Annotated in this window: 16 protein-coding genes, 14 tRNA genes and 4 rRNA genes; 4 read left to right on the forward strand and 30 right to left on the reverse strand. The window is 46.5% G+C overall.

Annotated features, from left to right (window positions below):
* Window positions 1-173: 173 nt before the first annotated feature.
* The 6 genes from PWYN_RS02580 to PWYN_RS02600 all read right to left on the reverse strand — a co-directional run bounded on the left by PWYN_RS02580 (window position 174) and on the right by PWYN_RS02600 (window position 4,027).
* Complete coding sequence (locus PWYN_RS02580) at window positions 174-596, reverse strand: phage tail assembly chaperone (RefSeq protein WP_036648007.1); 423 nt, start codon at window positions 594-596, stop codon at window positions 174-176.
* Window positions 597-695: 99 nt separating this feature from the next.
* Window positions 696-1,166: a phage tail tube protein gene (locus PWYN_RS02585; protein WP_036648008.1), complete on the reverse strand. Its 471-nt coding sequence runs from the start codon at window positions 1,164-1,166 to the stop codon at window positions 696-698.
* A gap of 1 nt (window position 1,167) precedes the next feature.
* On the reverse strand, window positions 1,168-2,490 hold the full coding sequence (locus PWYN_RS02590) for a phage tail sheath family protein (RefSeq protein WP_036648010.1): 1,323 nt from the start codon (window positions 2,488-2,490) through the stop codon (window positions 1,168-1,170).
* Entirely contained in the window at window positions 2,490-2,666 is a 177-nt protein-coding gene (locus PWYN_RS29510) for a hypothetical protein (protein ID WP_169744082.1), read from the reverse strand. Before PWYN_RS29510 ends, PWYN_RS02590 begins: the two co-directional genes overlap by 1 nt.
* Window positions 2,663-3,076, reverse strand: coding sequence for a phage tail terminator family protein (locus tag PWYN_RS02595; protein WP_036648012.1), 414 nt, complete (start codon window positions 3,074-3,076; stop codon window positions 2,663-2,665). Before PWYN_RS02595 ends, PWYN_RS29510 begins: the two co-directional genes overlap by 4 nt.
* Before the next feature lie 450 nt (window positions 3,077-3,526).
* Window positions 3,527-4,027: an ArpU family phage packaging/lysis transcriptional regulator gene (locus PWYN_RS02600; protein ID WP_036648013.1), complete on the reverse strand. Its 501-nt coding sequence runs from the start codon at window positions 4,025-4,027 to the stop codon at window positions 3,527-3,529.
* 291 nt (window positions 4,028-4,318) lie between these two features.
* Between PWYN_RS02600 and PWYN_RS02605 the strand changes: the two genes are divergently transcribed.
* Window positions 4,319-4,762, forward strand: a complete 444-nt coding sequence (locus PWYN_RS02605) for a helix-turn-helix domain-containing protein (protein WP_036648015.1) — start codon at window positions 4,319-4,321, stop codon at window positions 4,760-4,762.
* Between the two features lie 42 nt (window positions 4,763-4,804).
* Window positions 4,805-5,209 (forward strand): ImmA/IrrE family metallo-endopeptidase, encoded by a 405-nt coding sequence (locus PWYN_RS02610; RefSeq protein WP_036648295.1) that lies wholly within the window; start codon window positions 4,805-4,807, stop codon window positions 5,207-5,209.
* Between the two features lie 106 nt (window positions 5,210-5,315).
* On the opposite strand, the gene PWYN_RS02615 is transcribed toward PWYN_RS02610, so the two are convergent.
* The 20 genes from PWYN_RS02615 to PWYN_RS02710 form a co-directional block, all read right to left on the reverse strand.
* Window positions 5,316-5,389, reverse strand: a tRNA-Pro gene (locus PWYN_RS02615).
* 16 nt (window positions 5,390-5,405) lie between these two features.
* Window positions 5,406-5,479: transfer RNA gene (locus tag PWYN_RS02620), tRNA-Gly, on the reverse strand.
* A gap of 12 nt (window positions 5,480-5,491) precedes the next feature.
* Window positions 5,492-5,565: transfer RNA gene (locus PWYN_RS02625), tRNA-Pro, on the reverse strand.
* 27 nt (window positions 5,566-5,592) lie between these two features.
* Window positions 5,593-5,669: transfer RNA gene (locus PWYN_RS02630), tRNA-Arg, on the reverse strand.
* Between the two features lie 8 nt (window positions 5,670-5,677).
* Window positions 5,678-5,752 (reverse strand) — tRNA-Gly (locus tag PWYN_RS02635).
* Between the two features lie 8 nt (window positions 5,753-5,760).
* Window positions 5,761-5,845, reverse strand: a tRNA-Leu gene (locus tag PWYN_RS02640).
* A 16-nt stretch (window positions 5,846-5,861) separates the two neighbouring features.
* Window positions 5,862-5,934 (reverse strand) — tRNA-Lys (locus PWYN_RS02645).
* Between the two features lie 5 nt (window positions 5,935-5,939).
* Window positions 5,940-6,014: transfer RNA gene (locus tag PWYN_RS02650), tRNA-Gln, on the reverse strand.
* Window positions 6,015-6,065: 51 nt separating this feature from the next.
* Window positions 6,066-6,141 (reverse strand) — tRNA-Val (locus PWYN_RS02655).
* A gap of 40 nt (window positions 6,142-6,181) precedes the next feature.
* A tRNA-Glu gene (locus tag PWYN_RS02660) sits at window positions 6,182-6,256 on the reverse strand.
* Between the two features lie 12 nt (window positions 6,257-6,268).
* A tRNA-Thr gene (locus tag PWYN_RS02665) sits at window positions 6,269-6,344 on the reverse strand.
* 1 nt (window position 6,345) lies between these two features.
* Window positions 6,346-6,421, reverse strand: a tRNA-Asn gene (locus PWYN_RS02670).
* Between the two features lie 6 nt (window positions 6,422-6,427).
* Window positions 6,428-6,544: ribosomal RNA gene (gene rrf / locus PWYN_RS02675) — 5S ribosomal RNA — on the reverse strand.
* 54 nt (window positions 6,545-6,598) lie between these two features.
* Window positions 6,599-9,527: ribosomal RNA gene (locus tag PWYN_RS02680) — 23S ribosomal RNA — on the reverse strand.
* Between the two features lie 303 nt (window positions 9,528-9,830).
* Window positions 9,831-9,906: transfer RNA gene (locus tag PWYN_RS02685), tRNA-Ala, on the reverse strand.
* 23 nt (window positions 9,907-9,929) lie between these two features.
* Window positions 9,930-10,006 (reverse strand) — tRNA-Ile (locus PWYN_RS02690).
* 42 nt (window positions 10,007-10,048) lie between these two features.
* A 5S ribosomal RNA gene (rrf, locus tag PWYN_RS02695) occupies window positions 10,049-10,165 on the reverse strand.
* A gap of 122 nt (window positions 10,166-10,287) precedes the next feature.
* Window positions 10,288-11,845: ribosomal RNA gene (locus PWYN_RS02700) — 16S ribosomal RNA — on the reverse strand.
* Together the 16S, 23S and 5S rRNA genes with 14 tRNA genes alongside form the textbook arrangement of a ribosomal RNA operon.
* Before the next feature lie 379 nt (window positions 11,846-12,224).
* Complete coding sequence (locus tag PWYN_RS02705) at window positions 12,225-12,455, reverse strand: hypothetical protein (protein WP_036648017.1); 231 nt, start codon at window positions 12,453-12,455, stop codon at window positions 12,225-12,227.
* 180 nt (window positions 12,456-12,635) lie between these two features.
* A complete protein-coding gene (locus tag PWYN_RS02710; RefSeq protein ID WP_036648019.1) occupies window positions 12,636-13,244 on the reverse strand; it encodes a stage II sporulation protein M in 609 nt (202 codons plus the stop codon).
* Between the two features lie 110 nt (window positions 13,245-13,354).
* Here PWYN_RS02710 and pdaB point away from each other — a divergent pair, with 110 nt between their 5' ends.
* Entirely contained in the window at window positions 13,355-14,158 is an 804-nt protein-coding gene (pdaB, locus tag PWYN_RS02715; RefSeq protein WP_036648021.1) for a polysaccharide deacetylase family sporulation protein PdaB, read from the forward strand.
* A 17-nt stretch (window positions 14,159-14,175) separates the two neighbouring features.
* Here the strand turns inward: pdaB and PWYN_RS02720 are convergent, their stop codons facing one another.
* Both PWYN_RS02720 and PWYN_RS02725 read right to left on the reverse strand, forming a co-directional pair.
* A complete protein-coding gene (locus tag PWYN_RS02720; protein WP_036648023.1) occupies window positions 14,176-14,997 on the reverse strand; it encodes a PPK2 family polyphosphate kinase in 822 nt (273 codons plus the stop codon).
* 110 nt (window positions 14,998-15,107) lie between these two features.
* On the reverse strand, window positions 15,108-15,740 hold the full coding sequence (locus PWYN_RS02725; protein WP_338049171.1) for a KinB-signaling pathway activation protein: 633 nt from the start codon (window positions 15,738-15,740) through the stop codon (window positions 15,108-15,110).
* A 119-nt stretch (window positions 15,741-15,859) separates the two neighbouring features.
* Between PWYN_RS02725 and gerD the strand changes: the two genes are divergently transcribed.
* The gene (gene gerD / locus PWYN_RS02730; protein ID WP_036648024.1) at window positions 15,860-16,531 is read left to right on the forward strand and encodes a spore germination lipoprotein GerD; all 672 of its coding nucleotides are present in this window, start codon (window positions 15,860-15,862) and stop codon (window positions 16,529-16,531) included.
* A 95-nt stretch (window positions 16,532-16,626) separates the two neighbouring features.
* On the opposite strand, the gene PWYN_RS02735 is transcribed toward gerD, so the two are convergent.
* Together PWYN_RS02735 and cwlD are read right to left on the reverse strand one after the other, a co-directional pair.
* The gene (locus tag PWYN_RS02735) at window positions 16,627-17,736 is read right to left on the reverse strand and encodes an Mrp/NBP35 family ATP-binding protein (RefSeq protein WP_036648026.1); all 1,110 of its coding nucleotides are present in this window, start codon (window positions 17,734-17,736) and stop codon (window positions 16,627-16,629) included.
* Between the two features lie 75 nt (window positions 17,737-17,811).
* Window positions 17,812-18,564 carry an N-acetylmuramoyl-L-alanine amidase CwlD gene (gene cwlD / locus PWYN_RS02740; RefSeq protein WP_036648029.1) on the reverse strand — a complete coding sequence of 251 codons (753 nt, stop codon included), beginning with the start codon at window positions 18,562-18,564 and terminating at the stop codon, window positions 17,812-17,814.
* Between the last annotated feature and the right edge of the window lie 77 nt (window positions 18,565-18,641).

Below are 18,641 nucleotides of genomic sequence, written 5' to 3' on the forward strand. Positions count from 1 at the left end.
TTTTCTCCCCTTGCTCCTAGCCCGCTCCCGCTTCTCCTTTTCCACACGAATCGAGATCATCGCATATATCGCGGCACGTTCGCGGGCAGACAGCTTCATCAGCTCATGGGGCAGAATGTGCAGCTCGTGGAGGGCGTAGTAAGCGAGGTTCGCTTCACTGTCGCCCTCGTTGATTAGTTTTTTACTTCGTCCACCATTTCGTTCATATCGGTTGCAAAACCGTTCAACGCTTGAACCCTTTCACCAAGCGCAGCGAACTCACCAGGGAGCAGCATTTTGCGCAACAGAGATTCAGCACCAAGCACAGCGTAGGAGCGCTGGAGCTCCGCGTTTTTCAAATCTGGATGTACTACACTTGCGGTCATCAGCTTGGCCATATAATCGTTGGGATCAATTTCCGAAGTGTAGACGCCATTTTTACCTTTTACTTTACGCGTGGCCCCTTTACGGCACTCCTGGTTCTCATCTTCATTCATGCTGCGCAGCTTCCAAGCTACGGCATTTCCTTCCTTGTCTTTAAACCGCGGCGAGACCACAAATTCCTCGGTCGTATCACAGGCTACATTTTGCGCAAAAAACAAACTCAATTCGCTCATTTTTCATCCTCCTATAGTTTTGTTCAGACAGAGAAGAGACCCGCAGCTAACCGCACCCGGGCCGATCTTGCTCACGTCATCTTAAAATCATGTTGCTTGTTACAGTGTCCTTTTGGTTGGCTCAGTGAAAGATTGCTCAATCAACACGTCCTCAAAGGTGAAGCTCACTTCTTCTTCCAGTGCATCCGATTCCGTATCCAGCGAAGCCATAATTACACTGTCCAGATTCACGCCTTTCAGCATGATTCTTTGTGCGCCGATGCTTGAGGAAGGATCTTCATTGGTGACCACAATATCAAAATATTGGTCCACACCTGTATGCATATAATCCAGCATCATTTGACGGAAACGGCTGGTCATATAAAAAATCGTCATCGATCCACTACCCGACCAACCCGTAGCTTTATGCTGAACACCGCGGCGACCGAGCGTTTTCACTTCCGCTTTTTGCTTTTCAACCGTAGCTTCCAGCGTTTTCACATAAAACATTTCTACCGTTTGAGTCCCAATGGTTGCAAAAGCACGGCCTTCCTGGCCGGAGATTGTGTCACTTGCATTCAGAAACGCCATCTTATACCACCTTCACTTTCATATATACTTTTTCTACGGAATCTACCGGTTTCACAGCCACATCCAGGACAATACTGTCACTGTCTGTTCCAGCTACAACAACAATGTCGCTTTGTGCATTGAAATCCTCAATCGCTCCCAGGTTCTGCAGATCATTCAGATAAGTCACACATTGCGACCAGAACATCCCTCGACCATCCGCATTGTTGGCAACCTTACCTACATAATAGCTCTCAAAAATCCGCTTAAGATCATTGGCCACACCATCCAGCACACGCAGCACACGGTTTTTAGCAAAAGCCCGTCCCTTTTCCGGGGAGAAATTCGTAAACGTATTAATATCCTGCTCTACCACGGCCTTTCCGGCACTATAAGTAAAGAGGAGTTCACCATTCAAAAGAGCAGCCGTTGTTTCGGTATGACTAAAGCGGACGTCGGCATCAATAGAATCGTCATAACCTTGATAAGTCAGCGACTCGTTCACTGCAGCTGCAGCCGTTGCACCGGCAACCCAAGCCACTGCATTATTTTTATCAATAATAGTGCCATCACTCAGGACCACGCCGTTCTTCACGCTGATTACACCTTCATGATCCGCCGTAGCATAATCCGCCAATACCGCTTGAACCTTCCTTCCTTCCGTATCACGAAGACGCTTCACAAAAGACGTATAGAGCGCCTTAAGCGAATTATCTTGCGACACCAACCCCACAGTCTGGAAGTCCTGAACCTCAAGTGCATTAAGAAATTGGCTATGCTCCAAATTAGTTACTGTACCGTTAGCCCCACCTGTGAGTGGCATGCCGGCTGTGACCTGTAATCCTTCGCTACCGTTTGCCAGGAACTGAATGTATTGGTTAGGTAATAACCCTGCAGCAGTAGCTACCGTTTGTTTGTCTGCCTCAACGCCCTCAAGCAATGTTTTTACATCGAACTTCGTGTTATCCTCAATATTTTTCTCAATGACGATAGAGATATCATTCCCGCGTACTCCACCGTATTGAGCCGTGACTTGCAGGCCGTTATTCGTTACAGCTGCTTTTACACCGTTATTCAAGCGATATAGTAAAAGTGTACCTGCCCGTTTCAGCGCTTCCCGCACCGGCAACAACACACTGTGTGTCAGCTCGTAACCAAGCAGCTTGTACACATCATCCTGCGGGGTAAGGCTTATAATAGAGCCCGGCTGCCCCCAAGGGAGCGCCAAAGCGAGAGCGGTGGTTCCTCGATCACCCATTTTACCCACCACATTTTTACTTGATGCAATATTTACGTATACGCCGGGACGTACCTTGTTTTGCGTTGTCCATGTTCCTCCAGCCATTAGTTAGCCTCCTTATTTAGAAAAAACTCCATTAATTGTTTAGCGTTCTCCAGGGTATAACTCTTGTTCTCTTCCAAAATAACATCCAATACATCCTTAGCCTGCGGAGAAAAGAGTGTGGATTGCATAATCTGCACCTTCCCGAAGCTGCTTGCCTGTTGATCCGTTGTCTTCATTTCAGCCTTTCTCCTCCCATCACATGACCCATCATCACTGCCTCCGGCTGTTCTCTTTGCAGGTGTAACATGTACTCTACCGTAAAGAGAGGATCGTTCCCCTCCTCGTCAGCCGTCCAAATCTGCCTATACCCACGAAAAGAGTAGCCGTCTACCACAATTCGCTCAAGAGCTTCCTGTAACTGATCTACCATTTCTTCGGCCTCCTGAGGATTGCCCCCCTTATAACGGATACCAAAACGGTAGATTGCTATGGTTCTGCCCTCCCGCTGCCGATCATAGGCAGCCGAGATCAATCTCGGTTGAAAAAAAGCTCCCTGGGGTGTTCCCCCGTCTACAACTACAGGCACATTCGGAAAGTATTGTACCAGCGCGGCGGTGATGCCCATCCGCAATTGCTGTACCGGCATTGTTACGTCCTTTCTAGACCGTTCTGCGGCCCATCCTTGATGGTGTTAAATATAAACCTGCTGAATCATCAATACTGTTCATCCCCTCCTAGATGCTGATAAGACAACACCCGTCTCCCTTTATGGCAAATGCGGGAAGTAACACTGCATCGCATGGTTAGTTCCCTTTTTTTGTCGGAACCCTTATGAGGCATTCATGCCTCTCGATGTTCTTCCGCCTCATTTGCCATGTTATAATCTTATCCCTTTTACTTCCGCATGGAGACGGTTTACCGGCGATCTAAAGACGAGCTTTTGGATATCCTAAGGAGGAGTAAGGGTTGGGTTAAGGAGGTTCTAGAGGGGTTCCTCGGCGGATAATTTTCCTTACATATGGAAGGTTCCATATATTAAAAGGGCTGCACCCCCTCATAAGGAGATACAGCCCTTTTTCTGATAAATGGTTAATTCTTAGAAAGCACTTCCTATCTCTTGCTGATGTGTACTTGTACTAGTTTTGAGTAATGAGGAGATGGACAGCAGATTTAAATCCATAAATGCCAAAGCCATTTTGTAAAAAGCACGTGAACGAATCTTAACGTACGTATCCTTGCTTACTGGAGGATCAAACACATGATTGTAGATGGTGTAATCGTACATTTCATCTCTTCTTAGGTATCGTTCACGAATTAACTGCTGTTCTCTAGTATCCAGTCGCTCCACCACTGAATCTATATAAGTGCAGTAAGCGATCCTGGCTGCAGGTACGTCAACATTATGAGTAGCTATAGAGGCTGTCTGATCAGTAATCTTATTCGTAGGTCCATGGAATCTTTCTATATAAGAATAGGTAGTACCGGCCTCTTTGGCCTCAAAGGTAACCGTCTTAAATATACGATACTTCTCCAGCATTCCCTCAATAGCGACTTGTGTACGGCGACGATCTAACTCAGGTAAAACAGATATATTCATAGATGTAACACTCCTTCATGGATTGAAATGATGTGAGATTATTTATGCAGATAAATACGGCGAGATATGTTAAGATTCCCTTGTTCGTATTCTGTTCCCCTTTTTATAACAATATACCACTTTTTTCCGTATTGCGTAAAATCCCATTTTCATCTGTTTTGGGTGATTAACAGCTGTAATTCCCAAGATATCTTGCCTTTTGGCATAAATGTTCACTTTTATGTTTACCTCTTGGCAATAATGGCTTATATTAATCCTAAGAGGCAGACAGTGAATAAGGAGTGTTGAGAGATGGAAGAGTCATTTGGTAGATATCTGAAACAACTTCGTGAAGAAAAGGGTCTGACGATCAACCAACTGGCAGCAGCGGCCGGTATAAGCGGATCACAAATTTCACGTATTGAGAATGGACTTAGGGGAATACCGAAACCCTCTACACTACGTAAAATTTCTGAGGCGACAAAGGTTCCCTATGAGTTATTAATGGATCAAGCCGGTTACTTGCAGGAGGCTGAACTGGCTTCTGTTGAAGTAGTTCCAGAATGGGCTACGAGTAAAGACAAGCGTGATTTCCGGAAAATGTTGGAGGATGACGGAGAATTAATGTTTGATGGTATTCCTTTAAATAAGGAGGACAGGCAGCGGATTAAGGATGTACTGACCGGCTTATTCTGGGAAGCTAAGCAAATGAACAAAAGAAATAAGCCTATTCATAGACCCCATTCAGAAGAATAGAGCATGCCCACCAATACTTTAAAGATGCTGCAGGTGAAAAAGATGGATGAATTAATCGATAAACTGATAAAAAAATATAAAACCAATTGCCCTTTTGAGCTTTCCAGAGCACTCGGCATTCATATTCGGTTTATGAATTTGGGGGAGGATACCAAGGGGTTATATTATCGTAAGTTAAGAAGAAGGTTTATTGTCATTCATAATGAGCTGCCTATCGAGTGGCAGCGCTTTGTTTGCGCACATGAATTGGGGCACGATCGTTTACATAAGGGCATTAATCGTTTTTTTCTAGAGGAGAGTTCTTACTTTTGTCCTGGCAAATTGGAACGGCAAGCCAATTCCTTTGCAGTAAAGCTGCTATTAGCCAATTCCTCTCCAGAACAAGGAGAATCTTTAGAGATCTATTATTCGCGGATAGGTATACCACATGAGATTCAATTTATGTAACAGTTAATACTGAAACTAAATTAATAGAGAGACTAAGTCTAGCAATTACATAAACAAAAAACTCTTACCGAAGTAAGAGTTTAGTGACAACTATATAGTTGTAGTATCGGGACGACACGATTTGAACATGCGACCCCCTGGTCCCAAACCAGGTGCTCTACCAAGCTGAGCTACGTCCCGTAATAAAATGAAAAGTTGGAGCGGGTGATGGGAATCGAACCCACGCTATTAGCTTGGAAGGCTAAAGTTCTACCATTGAACTACACCCGCATAAATGTAAAATCGGGACGACACGATTTGAACATGCGACCCCCTGGTCCCAAACCAGGTGCTCTACCAAGCTGAGCTACGTCCCGACAGTATTAATGGGATAAGAATATAAATGGCGCGCCCTGAGAGATTCGAACTCCCGGCCTTTTGATTCGTAGTCAAACGCTCTATCCAGCTGAGCTAAGGGCGCAAAAATAATGGAGCGGACGACGGGAATCGAACCCGCGACCCTCGCCTTGGCAAGGCGATGCTCTACCGCTGAGCCACGTCCGCAAATCATATGGTGCGCGTAGAGGGACTTGAACCCCCACGTCGTGAAACGCCAGATCCTAAGTCTGGTGCGTCTGCCAATTCCGCCATACGCGCATGATAATAATAAAAGTGAGCCATGAAGGATTCGAACCTTCGACACCCTGATTAAAAGTCAGGTGCTCTACCAACTGAGCTAATGGCTCGCATCTGGCTGGGGATATAGGATTTGAACCTATGAATGACGGAGTCAAAGTCCGTTGCCTTACCACTTGGCTAATCCCCATTGATGATACCTATATATTCTCCATAATCCTCATAGATATGTGAGCGATTATGGTGGAGGCTGAGGGGATCGAACCCCCGACCCTCTGCTTGTAAGGCAGATGCTCTCCCAGCTGAGCTAAGCCTCCATATGTATGGTGACCCTCAAGGGGTAATGATAGGAAAATTTGGTGACCCGTATGGGATTCGAACCCATGTTACCTCCGTGAAAGGGAGGTGTCTTAACCCCTTGACCAACGGGCCGCTAAAAATCTGTGGAGCTCTCAACCGGATTCGAACCGGTGACCTCATCCTTACCATGGATGCACTCTACCTACTGAGCTATGAGAGCATGGCTCCCCGAACAGGGCTCGAACCTGTGACAACTCGATTAACAGTCGAGTGCTCTACCAACTGAGCTATCAGGGAATATCCGCTTGGCAACGTCCTACTCTCCCAGGACCCTTCGGTCCAAGTACCATCGGCGCTGGAGGTCTTAACGGTCGTGTTCGGGATGGGTACGCGTGGAACCCCTCCGCTATCGCCACCAAACGGCAGGCTTAATCGCCTGAAAACTGAATCCGAAACAAATCTGCGTTTAGATATTTGGATAAGCCCTCGACCGATTAGTATTGGTCAGCTCCATGCATTGCTGCACTTCCACCTCCAACCTATCTACCTCGTCGTCTTCAAGGGGTCTTACTAATTGGGAAATCTCATCTTGAGGGGGGCTTCACGCTTAGATGCTTTCAGCGCTTATCCCGTCCGTACGTAGCTACTCAGCCATGCTCCTGGCGGAACAACTGATGCACCAGCGGTACGTCCATCCCGGTCCTCTCGTACTAAGGACAGCTCCTCTCAAATTTCCTGCGCCCACGACAGATAGGGACCGAACTGTCTCACGACGTTCTGAACCCAGCTCGCGTACCGCTTTAATGGGCGAACAGCCCAACCCTTGGGACCTACTTCAGCCCCAGGATGCGATGAGCCGACATCGAGGTGCCAAACCTCCCCGTCGATGTGGACTCTTGGGGGAGATAAGCCTGTTATCCCCAGGGTAGCTTTTATCCGTTGAGCGATGGCCCTTCCATGCGGTACCACCGGATCACTAAGTCCGACTTTCGTCCCTGCTCGACTTGTAGGTCTCGCAGTCAAGCTCCCTTATGCCTTTGCACTCTTCGAATGATTTCCAACCATTCTGAGGGAACCTTGGAACGCCTCCGTTACTCTTTAGGAGGCGACCGCCCCAGTCAAACTGCCCGCCTGACACGGTCCCCGTACCCGATTAGGGCACTAGGTTAGAACCTAGATACGATCAGGGTGGTATCCCAACGTCGCCTCTGCAGAAGCTTGCGCTCCTGCTTCTCAGGCTCCCACCTATCCTGTACAGATCGTACCCAAATTCAATATCAAGCTGCAGTAAAGCTCCATGGGGTCTTTCCGTCTTGTCGCGGGTAACCTGCATCTTCACAGGTATTAAAATTTCACCGGATCTCTCGTTGAGACAGCGCCCAAGTCGTTACGCCATTCGTGCGGGTCAGAATTTACCTGACAAGGAATTTCGCTACCTTAGGACCGTTATAGTTACGGCCGCCGTTTACTGGGGCTTCGGTTCACAGCTTCGGGTTTAACCCCTAACCGCTCCCCTTAACCTTCCAGCACCGGGCAGGCGTCAGCCCGTATACTTCGCCTTGCGGCTTCGCACAGACCTGTGTTTTTGCTAAACAGTCGCTTGGGCCTTTTCACTGCGGCCCCCTCGTGCTATTCACACTACCGGGGCACCCCTTCTCCCGAAGTTACGGGGTCATTTTGCCGAGTTCCTTAACGAGAGTTCTTCCGCGCGCCTTAGAATTCTCTTCTCGCCTACCTGTGTCGGTTTGCGGTACGGGCACCTTCTCCTGGCTAGAGGCTTTTCTTGGCAGTGTGAGATCATGACCTTCGCTACTACAATTTTCGCTCCCCATCACAGCCTGGCCTAATAATGTGCGGATTTGCCTACACATTAGCCTCACTGCTTAGACGGACACTTCCATCAGTCCGCGTCACTACCCTCCTGCGTCACCCCATCGCTCATAGCGGATTACGGTGGTACAGTAATTTCAAACTGTTGTCCTTCGACTACGCCTTTCGGCCTCGCCTTAGGTCCCGACTTACCCTGAGCGGACGAGCCTTCCTCAGGAAACCTTGGGCTTTCGGCGGATCAGATTCTCACTGATCTTTTCGTTACTCATACCGGCATTCTCACTTGTATACGCTCCAGCACTCCTCACGGTATACCTTCAACGTATATACAACGCTCCCCTACCCCAGATACAATGTATCTAGCCATAGCTTCGGTGGTGTGTTTAGCCCCGTTACATTTTCGGCGCAGAGTCACTCGACCAGTGAGCTATTACGCACTCTTTCAATGGTGGCTGCTTCTAAGCCAACATCCTGGTTGTCTGTGCAACTCCACATCCTTTCCCACTTAACACACACTTGGGGACCTTAGCTGATGGTCTGGGCTGTTTCCCTTTCGACAATGGATCTTAGCACTCACTGTCTGACTCCCGGCAATAAGTATATGGCATTCGGAGTTTGACTGATCTTGGTAACCCTTGCGGGCCCCGCAACCAATCAGTGCTCTACCTCCACTACTCTAATACCGAGGCTAGCCCTAAAGCTATTTCGGGGAGAACCAGCTATCTCCGAGTTCGATTGGAATTTCTCCGCTACCCCCACCTCATCCCCGCATTTTTCAACATGCGTGGGTTCGGGCCTCCAGTGCGTGTTACCGCACCTTCACCCTGGACAGGGGTAGATCACACGGTTTCGGGTCTACGTCCACATACTACATCGCCCTATTCAGACTCGCTTTCGCTGCGGCTCCGTCTTCTCGACTTAACCTTGCATGTTAAACGTAACTCGCCGGTTCATTCTACAAAAGGCACGCCATCACCCATAGATAGGGCTCTGACTTTTTGTAAGCACACGGTTTCAGGTTCTATTTCACTCCCCTTCCGGGGTGCTTTTCACCTTTCCCTCACGGTACTGTTTCACTATCGGTCGCCAGGTAGTATTTAGCCTTAGCAGATGGTCCTGCTGGATTCATACGGGGTTTCACGTGCCCCGCACTACTCGGGATCCGTCTCGGAGAGAATACAGTTTAGATTACAGGGCTTTTACCTCTATCGCGGGCCTTTCCAGACCTCTTCATCTACTGTATTCCTTTGTAACTCCATGTGAGACGTCCCACAACCCCAAGGGGCAAGCCCCTTGGTTTAGGCTGTTCCGCGTTCGCTCGCCGCTACTGACGGAATCACTATTGTTTTCTCTTCCTCAGGGTACTTAGATGTTTCAGTTCCCCTGGTCTGCCTCTACATACCCTATGTATTCAGGTATGAGTAACTGCGAATTACCACAGCTGGGTTTCCCCATTCGGACACCCCCGGATCAAAGCTTGCTTACAGCTCCCCGAGGCAGTTTCGTTGTTCGCCACGTCCTTCGTCGGCTCCTGGCGCCTAGGCATCCTCCGTGTGCTCTTATTAGCTTAACCATCACTCCGGTGTTTGGCTTGTTCGCTCATCTTGTTTTGAATGATGCTCGTGGAAAACCACTCGCAAAGTATTCAAAGCCAAAGGTCGCTTCACAATCCAAAACCTTCATTTCCAGCTAATAACTAATTTACTTGTTTGCACAAGTTATAGCTAAAAGATGTTCTAAAACGCAAATTCGTTTCGGTATCCAGTTTTCAAGGATCAAGTTTTATCTCATCCGGCTTTAACCCCGGAAGAAGATCATATCATTTTCCATAACCACTTGGCTACAAGTAAGTTCTGGAAATTAATAAATGAAGTTTTGGTGGAGCCAAGCGGGATCGAACCGCTGACCTCCTGCTTGCAAGGCAGGCGCTCTCCCAGCTGAGCTATGGCCCCATAATGGGATATAAAGGTTTGAATGGTGGGCCTTAGTGGACTCGAACCACCGACCTCACCCTTATCAGGGGTGCGCTCTAACCAGCTGAGCTAAAGGCCCTTATTCAATCATTGCATCTTATGAGAGAACTCATAAGGTTGCGCTTGGCGGCGTCCTACTCTCCCAGGACCCTTCGGTCCAAGTACCATCGGCGCTGGAGGTCTTAACGGTCGTGTTCGGGATGGGTACGTGTGGAACCCCTCCGCTATCGCCACCAAACGCATACGAAAGAGACTTGCTCTTTCAAAACTGAACACGAGTGAGTGTTTTGAACCCGAAGGTTCTATAGAAGCTTACGCTTCTGTTCGAATGTTTCCGTTACAGGAAACGATTCTCCATAGAAAGGAGGTGATCCAGCCGCACCTTCCGATACGGCTACCTTGTTACGACTTCACCCCAATCATCTACCCCACCTTCGGCGGCTGGCTCCCTTGCGGGTTACCCCACCGACTTCGGGTGTTGTAAACTCTCGTGGTGTGACGGGCGGTGTGTACAAGACCCGGGAACGTATTCACCGCGGCATGCTGATCCGCGATTACTAGCAATTCCGACTTCATGCAGGCGAGTTGCAGCCTGCAATCCGAACTGAGACCGGCTTTGTTGGGATTCGCTCCACCTTGCGATTTCGCAGCCCGTTGTACCGGCCATTGTAGTACGTGTGTAGCCCAGGTCATAAGGGGCATGATGATTTGACGTCATCCCCACCTTCCTCCGGTTTGTCACCGGCAGTCTGCTTAGAGTGCCCACCATAATGTGCTGGCAACTAAGCATAAGGGTTGCGCTCGTTGCGGGACTTAACCCAACATCTCACGACACGAGCTGACGACAACCATGCACCACCTGTCTCCGATGCTCCGAAGAGGGGCACTATCTCTAATGCTTACATCGGGATGTCAAGACCTGGTAAGGTTCTTCGCGTTGCTTCGAATTAAACCACATACTCCACTGCTTGTGCGGGTCCCCGTCAATTCCTTTGAGTTTCAGTCTTGCGACCGTACTCCCCAGGCGGAGTGCTTAATGTGTTAACTTCGGCACCAAGGGTATCGAAACCCCTAACACCTAGCACTCATCGTTTACGGCGTGGACTACCAGGGTATCTAATCCTGTTTGCTCCCCACGCTTTCGCGCCTCAGCGTCAGTTACAGCCCAGAAAGTCGCCTTCGCCACTGGTGTTCCTCCACATATCTACGCATTTCACCGCTACACGTGGAATTCCACTTTCCTCTTCTGTACTCAAGCCACCCAGTTTCCAGTGCGACCTCAGGTTGAGCCCAAGGTTTAAACACCAGACTTAAATAGCCGCCTGCGCGCGCTTTACGCCCAATAATTCCGGACAACGCTTGCCCCCTACGTATTACCGCGGCTGCTGGCACGTAGTTAGCCGGGGCTTTCTTCTCAGGTACCGTCACTCCGATAGCAGTTACTCTACCGGACGTTCTTTCCTGGCAACAGAGCTTTACGATCCGAAAACCTTCATCACTCACGCGGCATTGCTCCGTCAGGCTTTCGCCCATTGCGGAAGATTCCCTACTGCTGCCTCCCGTAGGAGTCTGGGCCGTGTCTCAGTCCCAGTGTGGCCGTTCACCCTCTCAGGTCGGCTACGCATCGTCGCCTTGGTGAGCCGTTACCTCACCAACTAGCTAATGCGCCGCAGGCCCATCCCTCAGTGACAGATTGCTCCGTCTTTCATTCTCTCCTCAGGTGAGGAAAGAAATTATCCGGTATTAGCTACCGTTTCCGGTAGTTATCCCAGTCTAAGGGGCAGGTTGCCTACGTGTTACTCACCCGTCCGCCGCTAAATGATTTTGAAAGCAAGCTTTCAAAATCACTCCGCTCGACTTGCATGTATTAGGCATGCCGCCAGCGTTCGTCCTGAGCCAGGATCAAACTCTCCAAATTGTATTTAGAAAGAGCGATTGCTCATTTTGAAACATCTGACGAGAATTTTCATTCTCTGATCATGGTCTTCAAGAAGTCCATGATTTTGGATTTTACTCTCGTAAAATCCCACTCACTCGTTGTTCAGTTTTCAAAGATCAATGTCTCGTTTTAGCTCTTCACCGCGTCTCAGCGGCGACCTTTATAATATATCACAGTATTTCTTGTTTTGGCAAGCTTTTTTTAAAAAATTGTTTTTTTCAATTTCGCTTGCCTGCTAACTCCTTATAAACAAAGTAAAAGGAGCGCGAGATATAATGTATCATGTCGGCTCCCTTTTCGTCAACCTATTTTATTAATTAATTGCAGATCCTTTGAAATTATTCATAATCTGCTTATTCTAATGCTTAAATTGAGATGAACGCCCACCCCAGGCATATCTGGAGAGTTCCTTTTGTGGAGCAAATCGGGCATACATACGGAATACAGTTTTATACCTATTGGCAATAGCATGCCTAATATTTTGGTCCAAGCGTTGATCGCTTAAATCAAGCAGCATCTCGTCAAGCTCTTTTCGCAAAACATAGTCCAGCTCTTTACACTCTTTTTCATTAAATAACATACCCAACATATGCTTGGCCTCCTTTGTGTATTTAAGCCGCAATGGTTACTACTTACTCTAGATTAACCGGAGTGTTGAAACTATAACCATAAATATAAGTTTTTCCCTTTAGATCACAATGGAACAATCTAATACCCTTTGGTAGGGTATAAAACATGACCTTACTGTTATGCTCACTTCCCCTAAATTTTATGATAAAAGTGAGAAGGTAATTGTACTTTCAATAATAGCTGCTATAAAAAGAAGAATAACGATCCAAATGGAGGCCGTTAGCGTTTGGCGCATAAAGACAGGCCATTCCGTCCCTCTCTTTTGTAACCGGCTTGATGACCTGAATATACTTGACGAGACCTTGCTTCCAAAATGCAACCCGAAAGCGCAGGCGATTATAATAGCAGGAATCTCGATGATTCCGTGCGGCAGTAATCCTTCCACAACTAAATTGAATATATCCAGACCTTGAATGGAGGAGATGTGTATCAAGTACCCGATTACCGCTCCGTTTACCAGTAGGAACAAGGCAGGAATGATACCGAACAGCGCACCTAGGAATATCATTAACACACCTTTAATGCTGTTGTTCAAAAAAATAAATACAAAGAAACTCCACATAGGATTCGAAGACTCCTTAAGATCTTTGCTTATTTCACTAAGTCCCTCTAGTTGTTGAAGAAGAAGCTTTTCAAGAGTGATAGTTCCGATCCATCCAATGATTCCACCAGTCACGAACAATAGGCAAGATACAAGTAATGCTATGCGTATGGTTCTCAAGTCTTTAAGAAAAGTGAAAAACGACATATATACCTCCTGGAATTATCGATCTGTAATGTACCAAGTCATAACGGAACAGTACGAGCATACATTTATAACAAACAAGCATTTTGTATTGGAGAGGAGCGCTGTAAATTATGAATTCTTTTTATGTGTTCAGTGGCAAAAAGATAAAACGGTTCATCTACCTTTTTGCCGCTGCGCTTCTTGCCGCCGGAGTTGTTTATATCGAGAGGGGAAATATTACGGTCTTTTCTGAAGCCGCCCCTTCTGCGATCTACAGTGTCCCGACGGAGAAGAAGCTGATTGCGCTTACGTTCGATATTAGCTGGGGGGAAAAAAGGCCTGAGCCTATTCTCAAAGTACTGGAAGATAAAAAAGTAGAGAAAGCTACTTTCTTCCTGTCCTCCCCTTGGAGCAAGACCCATCCGGAAATTGTAACAAGCATTAAGGCTTCCGGATACGAAATTGGAAGTCACGGTCATAAGCATGTCAATTACAGCACTCTGAGCAGTGAGGATATCCGCAAACAGATAACAACGGCCCATGGTATTTTAACCGATTTAACCGGTAAGGAACCGAATCTCATTCGGATGCCCAACGGCGATTTTGATAAAAGAGTACTGCAGGTCGCCAGTGACCTTGGTTATAAGGTCATCCAGTGGGATACAGATTCGCTCGACTGGAAGAATCCTGGTGTCCAAAACATTGTAAGCCGGGTTACTACGAAAGCTCATGCTGGAGATATCGTGTTGCTGCATGCCAGCGATTCATGCAAACAAACCCATGAGGCTCTCCCGATTATCATTGATGAACTAAGAAAACAAGGATATGAATTTGTTACTGTCTCTGAACTATTAAGTCAAAGCAGTGCTGAAGGAAAAGAAGTCCGAGATTCAGCTTGGTTGAATGATAGGCTCGAGGATGCAGCTGGCTTATAGCTTCTTGGGTACTAGAGTTAATGACGTGGAGATATAAGTTCTGAAATATCCGGAGTTGGGGTATCCAGCTTCGGGTATTTTAGATCCAGGCCTTCTAGAGTTTTTACAACAATGGAAAGCGCCAGATAATTACGGTACCACCTGTGATTAGCCGGAATCCAATACCACGGTGCTTTATCTGTGTTGCTTTGCACAAATATATCCTCATAGGCTTCTTGATATTCATCCCAGTATTGCCTTTCCTGAAGATCACTAACATCAAATTTCCAATGTCTCTTGGGATCCCGCAAACGTCCCTCAATTTTTTCAAGCTGCTTTTCTTTGGAAATATGCAAAAAGAGTTTGATGATAGTGGTACCCTCATCTGCCAACATCTCTTCAAAGTTCCGAATTTGCTTGAACCGCCGCTTCAGGTCGTCATCCTTCAACTCCCCATGTACACGAGGAACGAGCACATCTTCATAGTGTGAGCGATTAAAAGCTGAGATATAACCTTTTGGTGGTGTTTTCTGATGAACTCTCCATAGGAAGTCATGAGCTGTCTCTTCCAGTGAAGGTTTCTTAAAGCTGGTTACCATAAACCCCTGTGGGTTAATTCCGGAAAAAATATGCTTCACGGTTCCATCCTTGCCACTTGAATCCATCCCTTGAAGAATGAGCAATACGGAGTGCTCTTTCTGAGCGAACAAAATGTCTTGTAACTCTGCAAGCCGCTTCTTCAACTGAACCATCTCGATTTCGGCTTCTTCCTTGGACCTAAAAGAGCCCGTTTCATTCGGGTCCAGCTTCCTCAGTACAGTTTCATCTGTGTCTTTTATCATATAACGCTTGATGTTCATATATTCCCCTCCTAAAGTTTTGCAAAGCAAAACTGAACTCGTAAATAAAGATTAACCCTGTATCTTATCTTTTAACCGCCCATAATATACAAAGAACAAAACCCCGTATCCTATTTAGGAACGGGGTTCGTGTTGTACTCCATTTCTGTAGCTGAAGGCTTAATAATACGATGAAGCATCAAAATCTGGAATGCATTGCAAGCGATGAGCGGAACAACAATAAAAACAGTGGCACTATCGACACCAATTCGCAGTACACCGATAACCTCCACAATCGAAACGGCTGTCATAAAGAAAAAAGTAGGAATCCACGCCGAGATGTTGGTGTTTCGAACTTTGAAATAGGACACAATAACGGCTGATAAGAAAATAGAAACGGCCAAAGTCAGATCTGAAGCCACATTTCTCTCCCCGCCCATGAAGGTACGCAGGAACATCAGCTCAAGAAGAGACAGCACAGCAAGCACCAATTGTATGTACTTCCATACTTTTCTTGGAAACACACCGATCCCCATATAATTTAGTATCAGATAGGCAAAAAAACCAAGCTGGGAATAGACACTGACCAGCACTCCATAACCAAATAATATAAGAAGATATATGATAAAGTCAGTCACGCTTTTAAATTCTATTCGGCCATTGGCTAGTTGAAGTGAAAGACCTGCAATAACAGCCCCCCCTGCTCCGATTAAAAGCGTAGTCCAAAATAAATAGAACCATTTTCTTATACTCAGACAGCTCACCCCCTATGTGTGATTTATTTTACCAAGGTTACCGGCAAAAAACCATTCATCCTACAACATAAATGTTTTTGCAAGCGGCATACTACATACAGGAATCCTATAAAGGAGGTCAATGTCACATGAAATGGGCAGTTTATTGCGCACGCGGGTTGACGATAAGTATGGTTTTAGCTTTAACCGCCTGCGGTGGAGAAAGCAGCTCTTCTTCATCAAGTCAAACAAGTTATAAGGAAGCAAAGACAATGGTTGTAGATATATTGAAAAGCGACGAAGGCAAAAAAGCACTTCAAGAGGCATTATCATCCCCCTCGGCGGAGTCCGCAGGAGGCAGCGGCGGAATCAATGTTTTAAGTAAGAGTATGCTCCCCCTACAGACATCAGAGGATATCCGTGTTGCAGTTAAAGATACAATTACAGCACCGGAGTATAAAAAGGAAATTGAGAAAATCATGACTGATCCTAAGTTTGCGGGGGATTTTGCCAAAGCGATAAATTCACAAAGCAAGCAGCTGCACATGCAACTTATTAAAGATCCTACGTATCAAAAGTCCGTTACCGAAATTATGAAGTCCCCTGAAATGATGAAAATGTTCCTTGATCTTACCAAATCTCCAGACTATCGTAAGCAGACTATGACTATTATGCAGGAAACCATGCAAAATCCTTTATTCCGTATGGAAGTACTTGATTTACTTAAAACAGTTGTGCAGGAAGAACTACAACCTAAGGTTCAAAAGAAAGGCGGAGCACAACAGAGCGGTGGCGGTGGCGGTGGAGATGCCGGCTCCTAGTAGATTGCCACTACAATTTAACTTTAATAAAATAGGCTTGTCACCACGCTCAATGTGTGAGACAAGCCTATTTTTATGTTCAGGGTCATTCGGATTTACTTCTCACATTTAGAAATCAGTTTGGCTGCAATTTCAGAAAAAATCTGTGCGGTTGGTGTTTCCGCTTTATATACAGATGGTGAAAAATCAGGTTCGGAAATATGGTTATCAGGTGCACCTAATGGTATTTGGGCGATCAGTTCCGTATGCAGTGTCTCCGCCAATCTTGCTCCGCCGCCCCGGCCGAATATATAATCCTTTTGTCCACAGGAAGAGCATTCATAATAGGACATGTTTTCAATAACACCTATCACTTCATGATCTGTCTGCAACGCCATAGAACCTGCCCTAGCGGCTACAAACGCCGCAGTGGCATGTGGAGTAGTAACAATGATCTCCTTGCTCTGAGGCAGCATTTGGTGTACGTCTAACGCGACATCGCCGGTGCCAGGGGGAAGATCAAGCAGCATGTAATCCAGCTCACCCCAGCCTACATCACTAAAGAACTGCCGAAGCATTTTTCCGAGCATGGGTCCACGCCAAATCACCGGACTATTCTCACGGATAAAAAATCCCATAGACATAACTTTAACTCCAAATCGTTCTACAGGGATAATAGTTCCCTCTTCAACAATAGGCCCTTCTTCGATCCCCATCATATCCGGTATGCTGAAGCCGTAAATGTCCGCGTCTATCAAGCCTACCTTCTTCCCCATTCTTGCTAACGCTACCGCTAAGTTAACGGTTACAGTTGACTTTCCGACGCCGCCTTTACCACTAGCTACCGCCACAAAATGAACTCCTGAATTTTCATTTATCAATTCATGACCCTCTAGTCCTGCGGCATGTCCCTTTTTTAACATATCCTCATTATCTTCTTCCGTCTCTTCTTCACTCCTGCCACGAATTTGGGACCGTTCGTAGTCTGTTGCATCCCGCAGCCGGATATGTACATTGCCAACTCCACCAGCCTCAAGAAGTTCTCTAACCTTCTGCTCTAGTTCAATACGGCTTTGTTCATCTGTATCAAGGCAAATAACCGACAGAGAAATACGATCTTCCTTGATCATAATGTCACGGATTAACTGTAATTCTACCAAGCTCTTTCCCGATTCCACATCGGTTAGTGGCAGTAATATTTCCTGAATTTGTTCTCTCGTCAGCATAAAGCACCTCTATTTCGCATCCGGATGACCGAATAGTTTTGTCTATTATAGCATTACCCCTCCGGTGAAGAGTAGTCACTCCGTGGGGGCTTCTGATTCGTAACGTAAAATCCCCCGGTAAATACTTGTCGCCACTTTGCGCTGGTATACATCATCCCCAAGCAGCAGGGACTCTTGAGGGTGAGAAAGAAATCCTACCTCGACAAGTACTGACGGCATACGTAGGGCTTGTAATAGATAAATTGTATTAGCAGTCTTTGCTGTTCTGTTTGTATTCTCCAGCGTTATTTTTAGTTCCTCCTGCAGTAGGTTGGCCAACAGTTTGTTATCCGGATGATTCGGATAATAGAATGTCTGCGCCCCACTCCAACGATTGGATGGAATGCTGTTCATATGAATGGAAATAAACAGATCTACGCCCTGTCCTTCGATACCCCTAACCCGCTGTCTAAGGTCTTCTGACTTCCTCTTGCTATATCCTTTAGTACTATCCTGAGCTAGGTCATAGTCGCCTTCACGGGTCATAACTACAATCGCGCCAGCCTGCTGCAGATAATCACGTAAGTAGAGAGATATCGCCAGATTAATATCCTTTTCAATCAAGCCTTCGCGGCTCACAGCCCCTCCGTCAGGACCGCCATGTCCAGCATCAATGGCTATAACTTTTCCTGAAAGCGGAAGGCTCCAATAATTCCATGTTTTTGCCGTTGGCATATCATACGATATTATTCCGATTAGCAGTGCTAATAACGCCGCACCTAGTACAGTTTTCTTGATGCTACTCCAAGATATCCAGACCGAGACTTTACTGTATTTACGGCCAGACATAACAAAGACCCCCTCGTCCCGATAGATTCTACTCATCTATATGGGACAAGAGGGTCAAATAGTACATGCATGATTAG

This window comes from Paenibacillus wynnii (genome assembly GCF_000757885.1).
In the GTDB taxonomy this organism is placed as follows: Bacteria; Bacillota; Bacilli; order Paenibacillales; family Paenibacillaceae; genus Paenibacillus_AQ; species Paenibacillus_AQ wynnii.

Bases quoted from the DNA above. Each gene is read 5' to 3' on its own strand.
- pdaB (WP_036648021.1), top strand. From the start codon at position 13,355: ATGAATTCTTTTTATGTGTTCAGTGGCAAAAAGATAAAACGGTTCATC.
- PWYN_RS02600 (WP_036648013.1), bottom strand. From the start codon at position 4,027: ATGAATATATCTGTTTTACCTGAGTTAGATCGTCGCCGTACACAAGTC.
- PWYN_RS02710 (WP_036648019.1), bottom strand. From the start codon at position 13,244: ATGTCGTTTTTCACTTTTCTTAAAGACTTGAGAACCATACGCATAGCA.
- gerD (WP_036648024.1), top strand. From the start codon at position 15,860: ATGAAATGGGCAGTTTATTGCGCACGCGGGTTGACGATAAGTATGGTT.
- PWYN_RS02595 (WP_036648012.1), bottom strand. From the start codon at position 3,076: ATGCCGGTACAGCAATTGCGGATGGGCATCACCGCCGCGCTGGTACAA.
- PWYN_RS02585 (WP_036648008.1), bottom strand. From the start codon at position 1,166: ATGGCGTTTCTGAATGCAAGTGACACAATCTCCGGCCAGGAAGGCCGT.
- PWYN_RS02735 (WP_036648026.1), bottom strand. From the start codon at position 17,736: ATGCTGACGAGAGAACAAATTCAGGAAATATTACTGCCACTAACCGAT.
- PWYN_RS02590 (WP_036648010.1), bottom strand. From the start codon at position 2,490: ATGGCTGGAGGAACATGGACAACGCAAAACAAGGTACGTCCCGGCGTA.
- PWYN_RS02610 (WP_036648295.1), top strand. From the start codon at position 4,805: ATGGATGAATTAATCGATAAACTGATAAAAAAATATAAAACCAATTGC.
- PWYN_RS02720 (WP_036648023.1), bottom strand. From the start codon at position 14,997: ATGAACATCAAGCGTTATATGATAAAAGACACAGATGAAACTGTACTG.
- PWYN_RS02605 (WP_036648015.1), top strand. From the start codon at position 4,319: ATGGAAGAGTCATTTGGTAGATATCTGAAACAACTTCGTGAAGAAAAG.
- PWYN_RS02705 (WP_036648017.1), bottom strand. From the start codon at position 12,455: ATGTTGGGTATGTTATTTAATGAAAAAGAGTGTAAAGAGCTGGACTAT.
- PWYN_RS02580 (WP_036648007.1), bottom strand. From the start codon at position 596: ATGAGCGAATTGAGTTTGTTTTTTGCGCAAAATGTAGCCTGTGATACG.
- cwlD (WP_036648029.1), bottom strand. From the start codon at position 18,564: ATGTCTGGCCGTAAATACAGTAAAGTCTCGGTCTGGATATCTTGGAGT.
- PWYN_RS29510 (WP_169744082.1), bottom strand. From the start codon at position 2,666: ATGAAGACAACGGATCAACAGGCAAGCAGCTTCGGGAAGGTGCAGATT.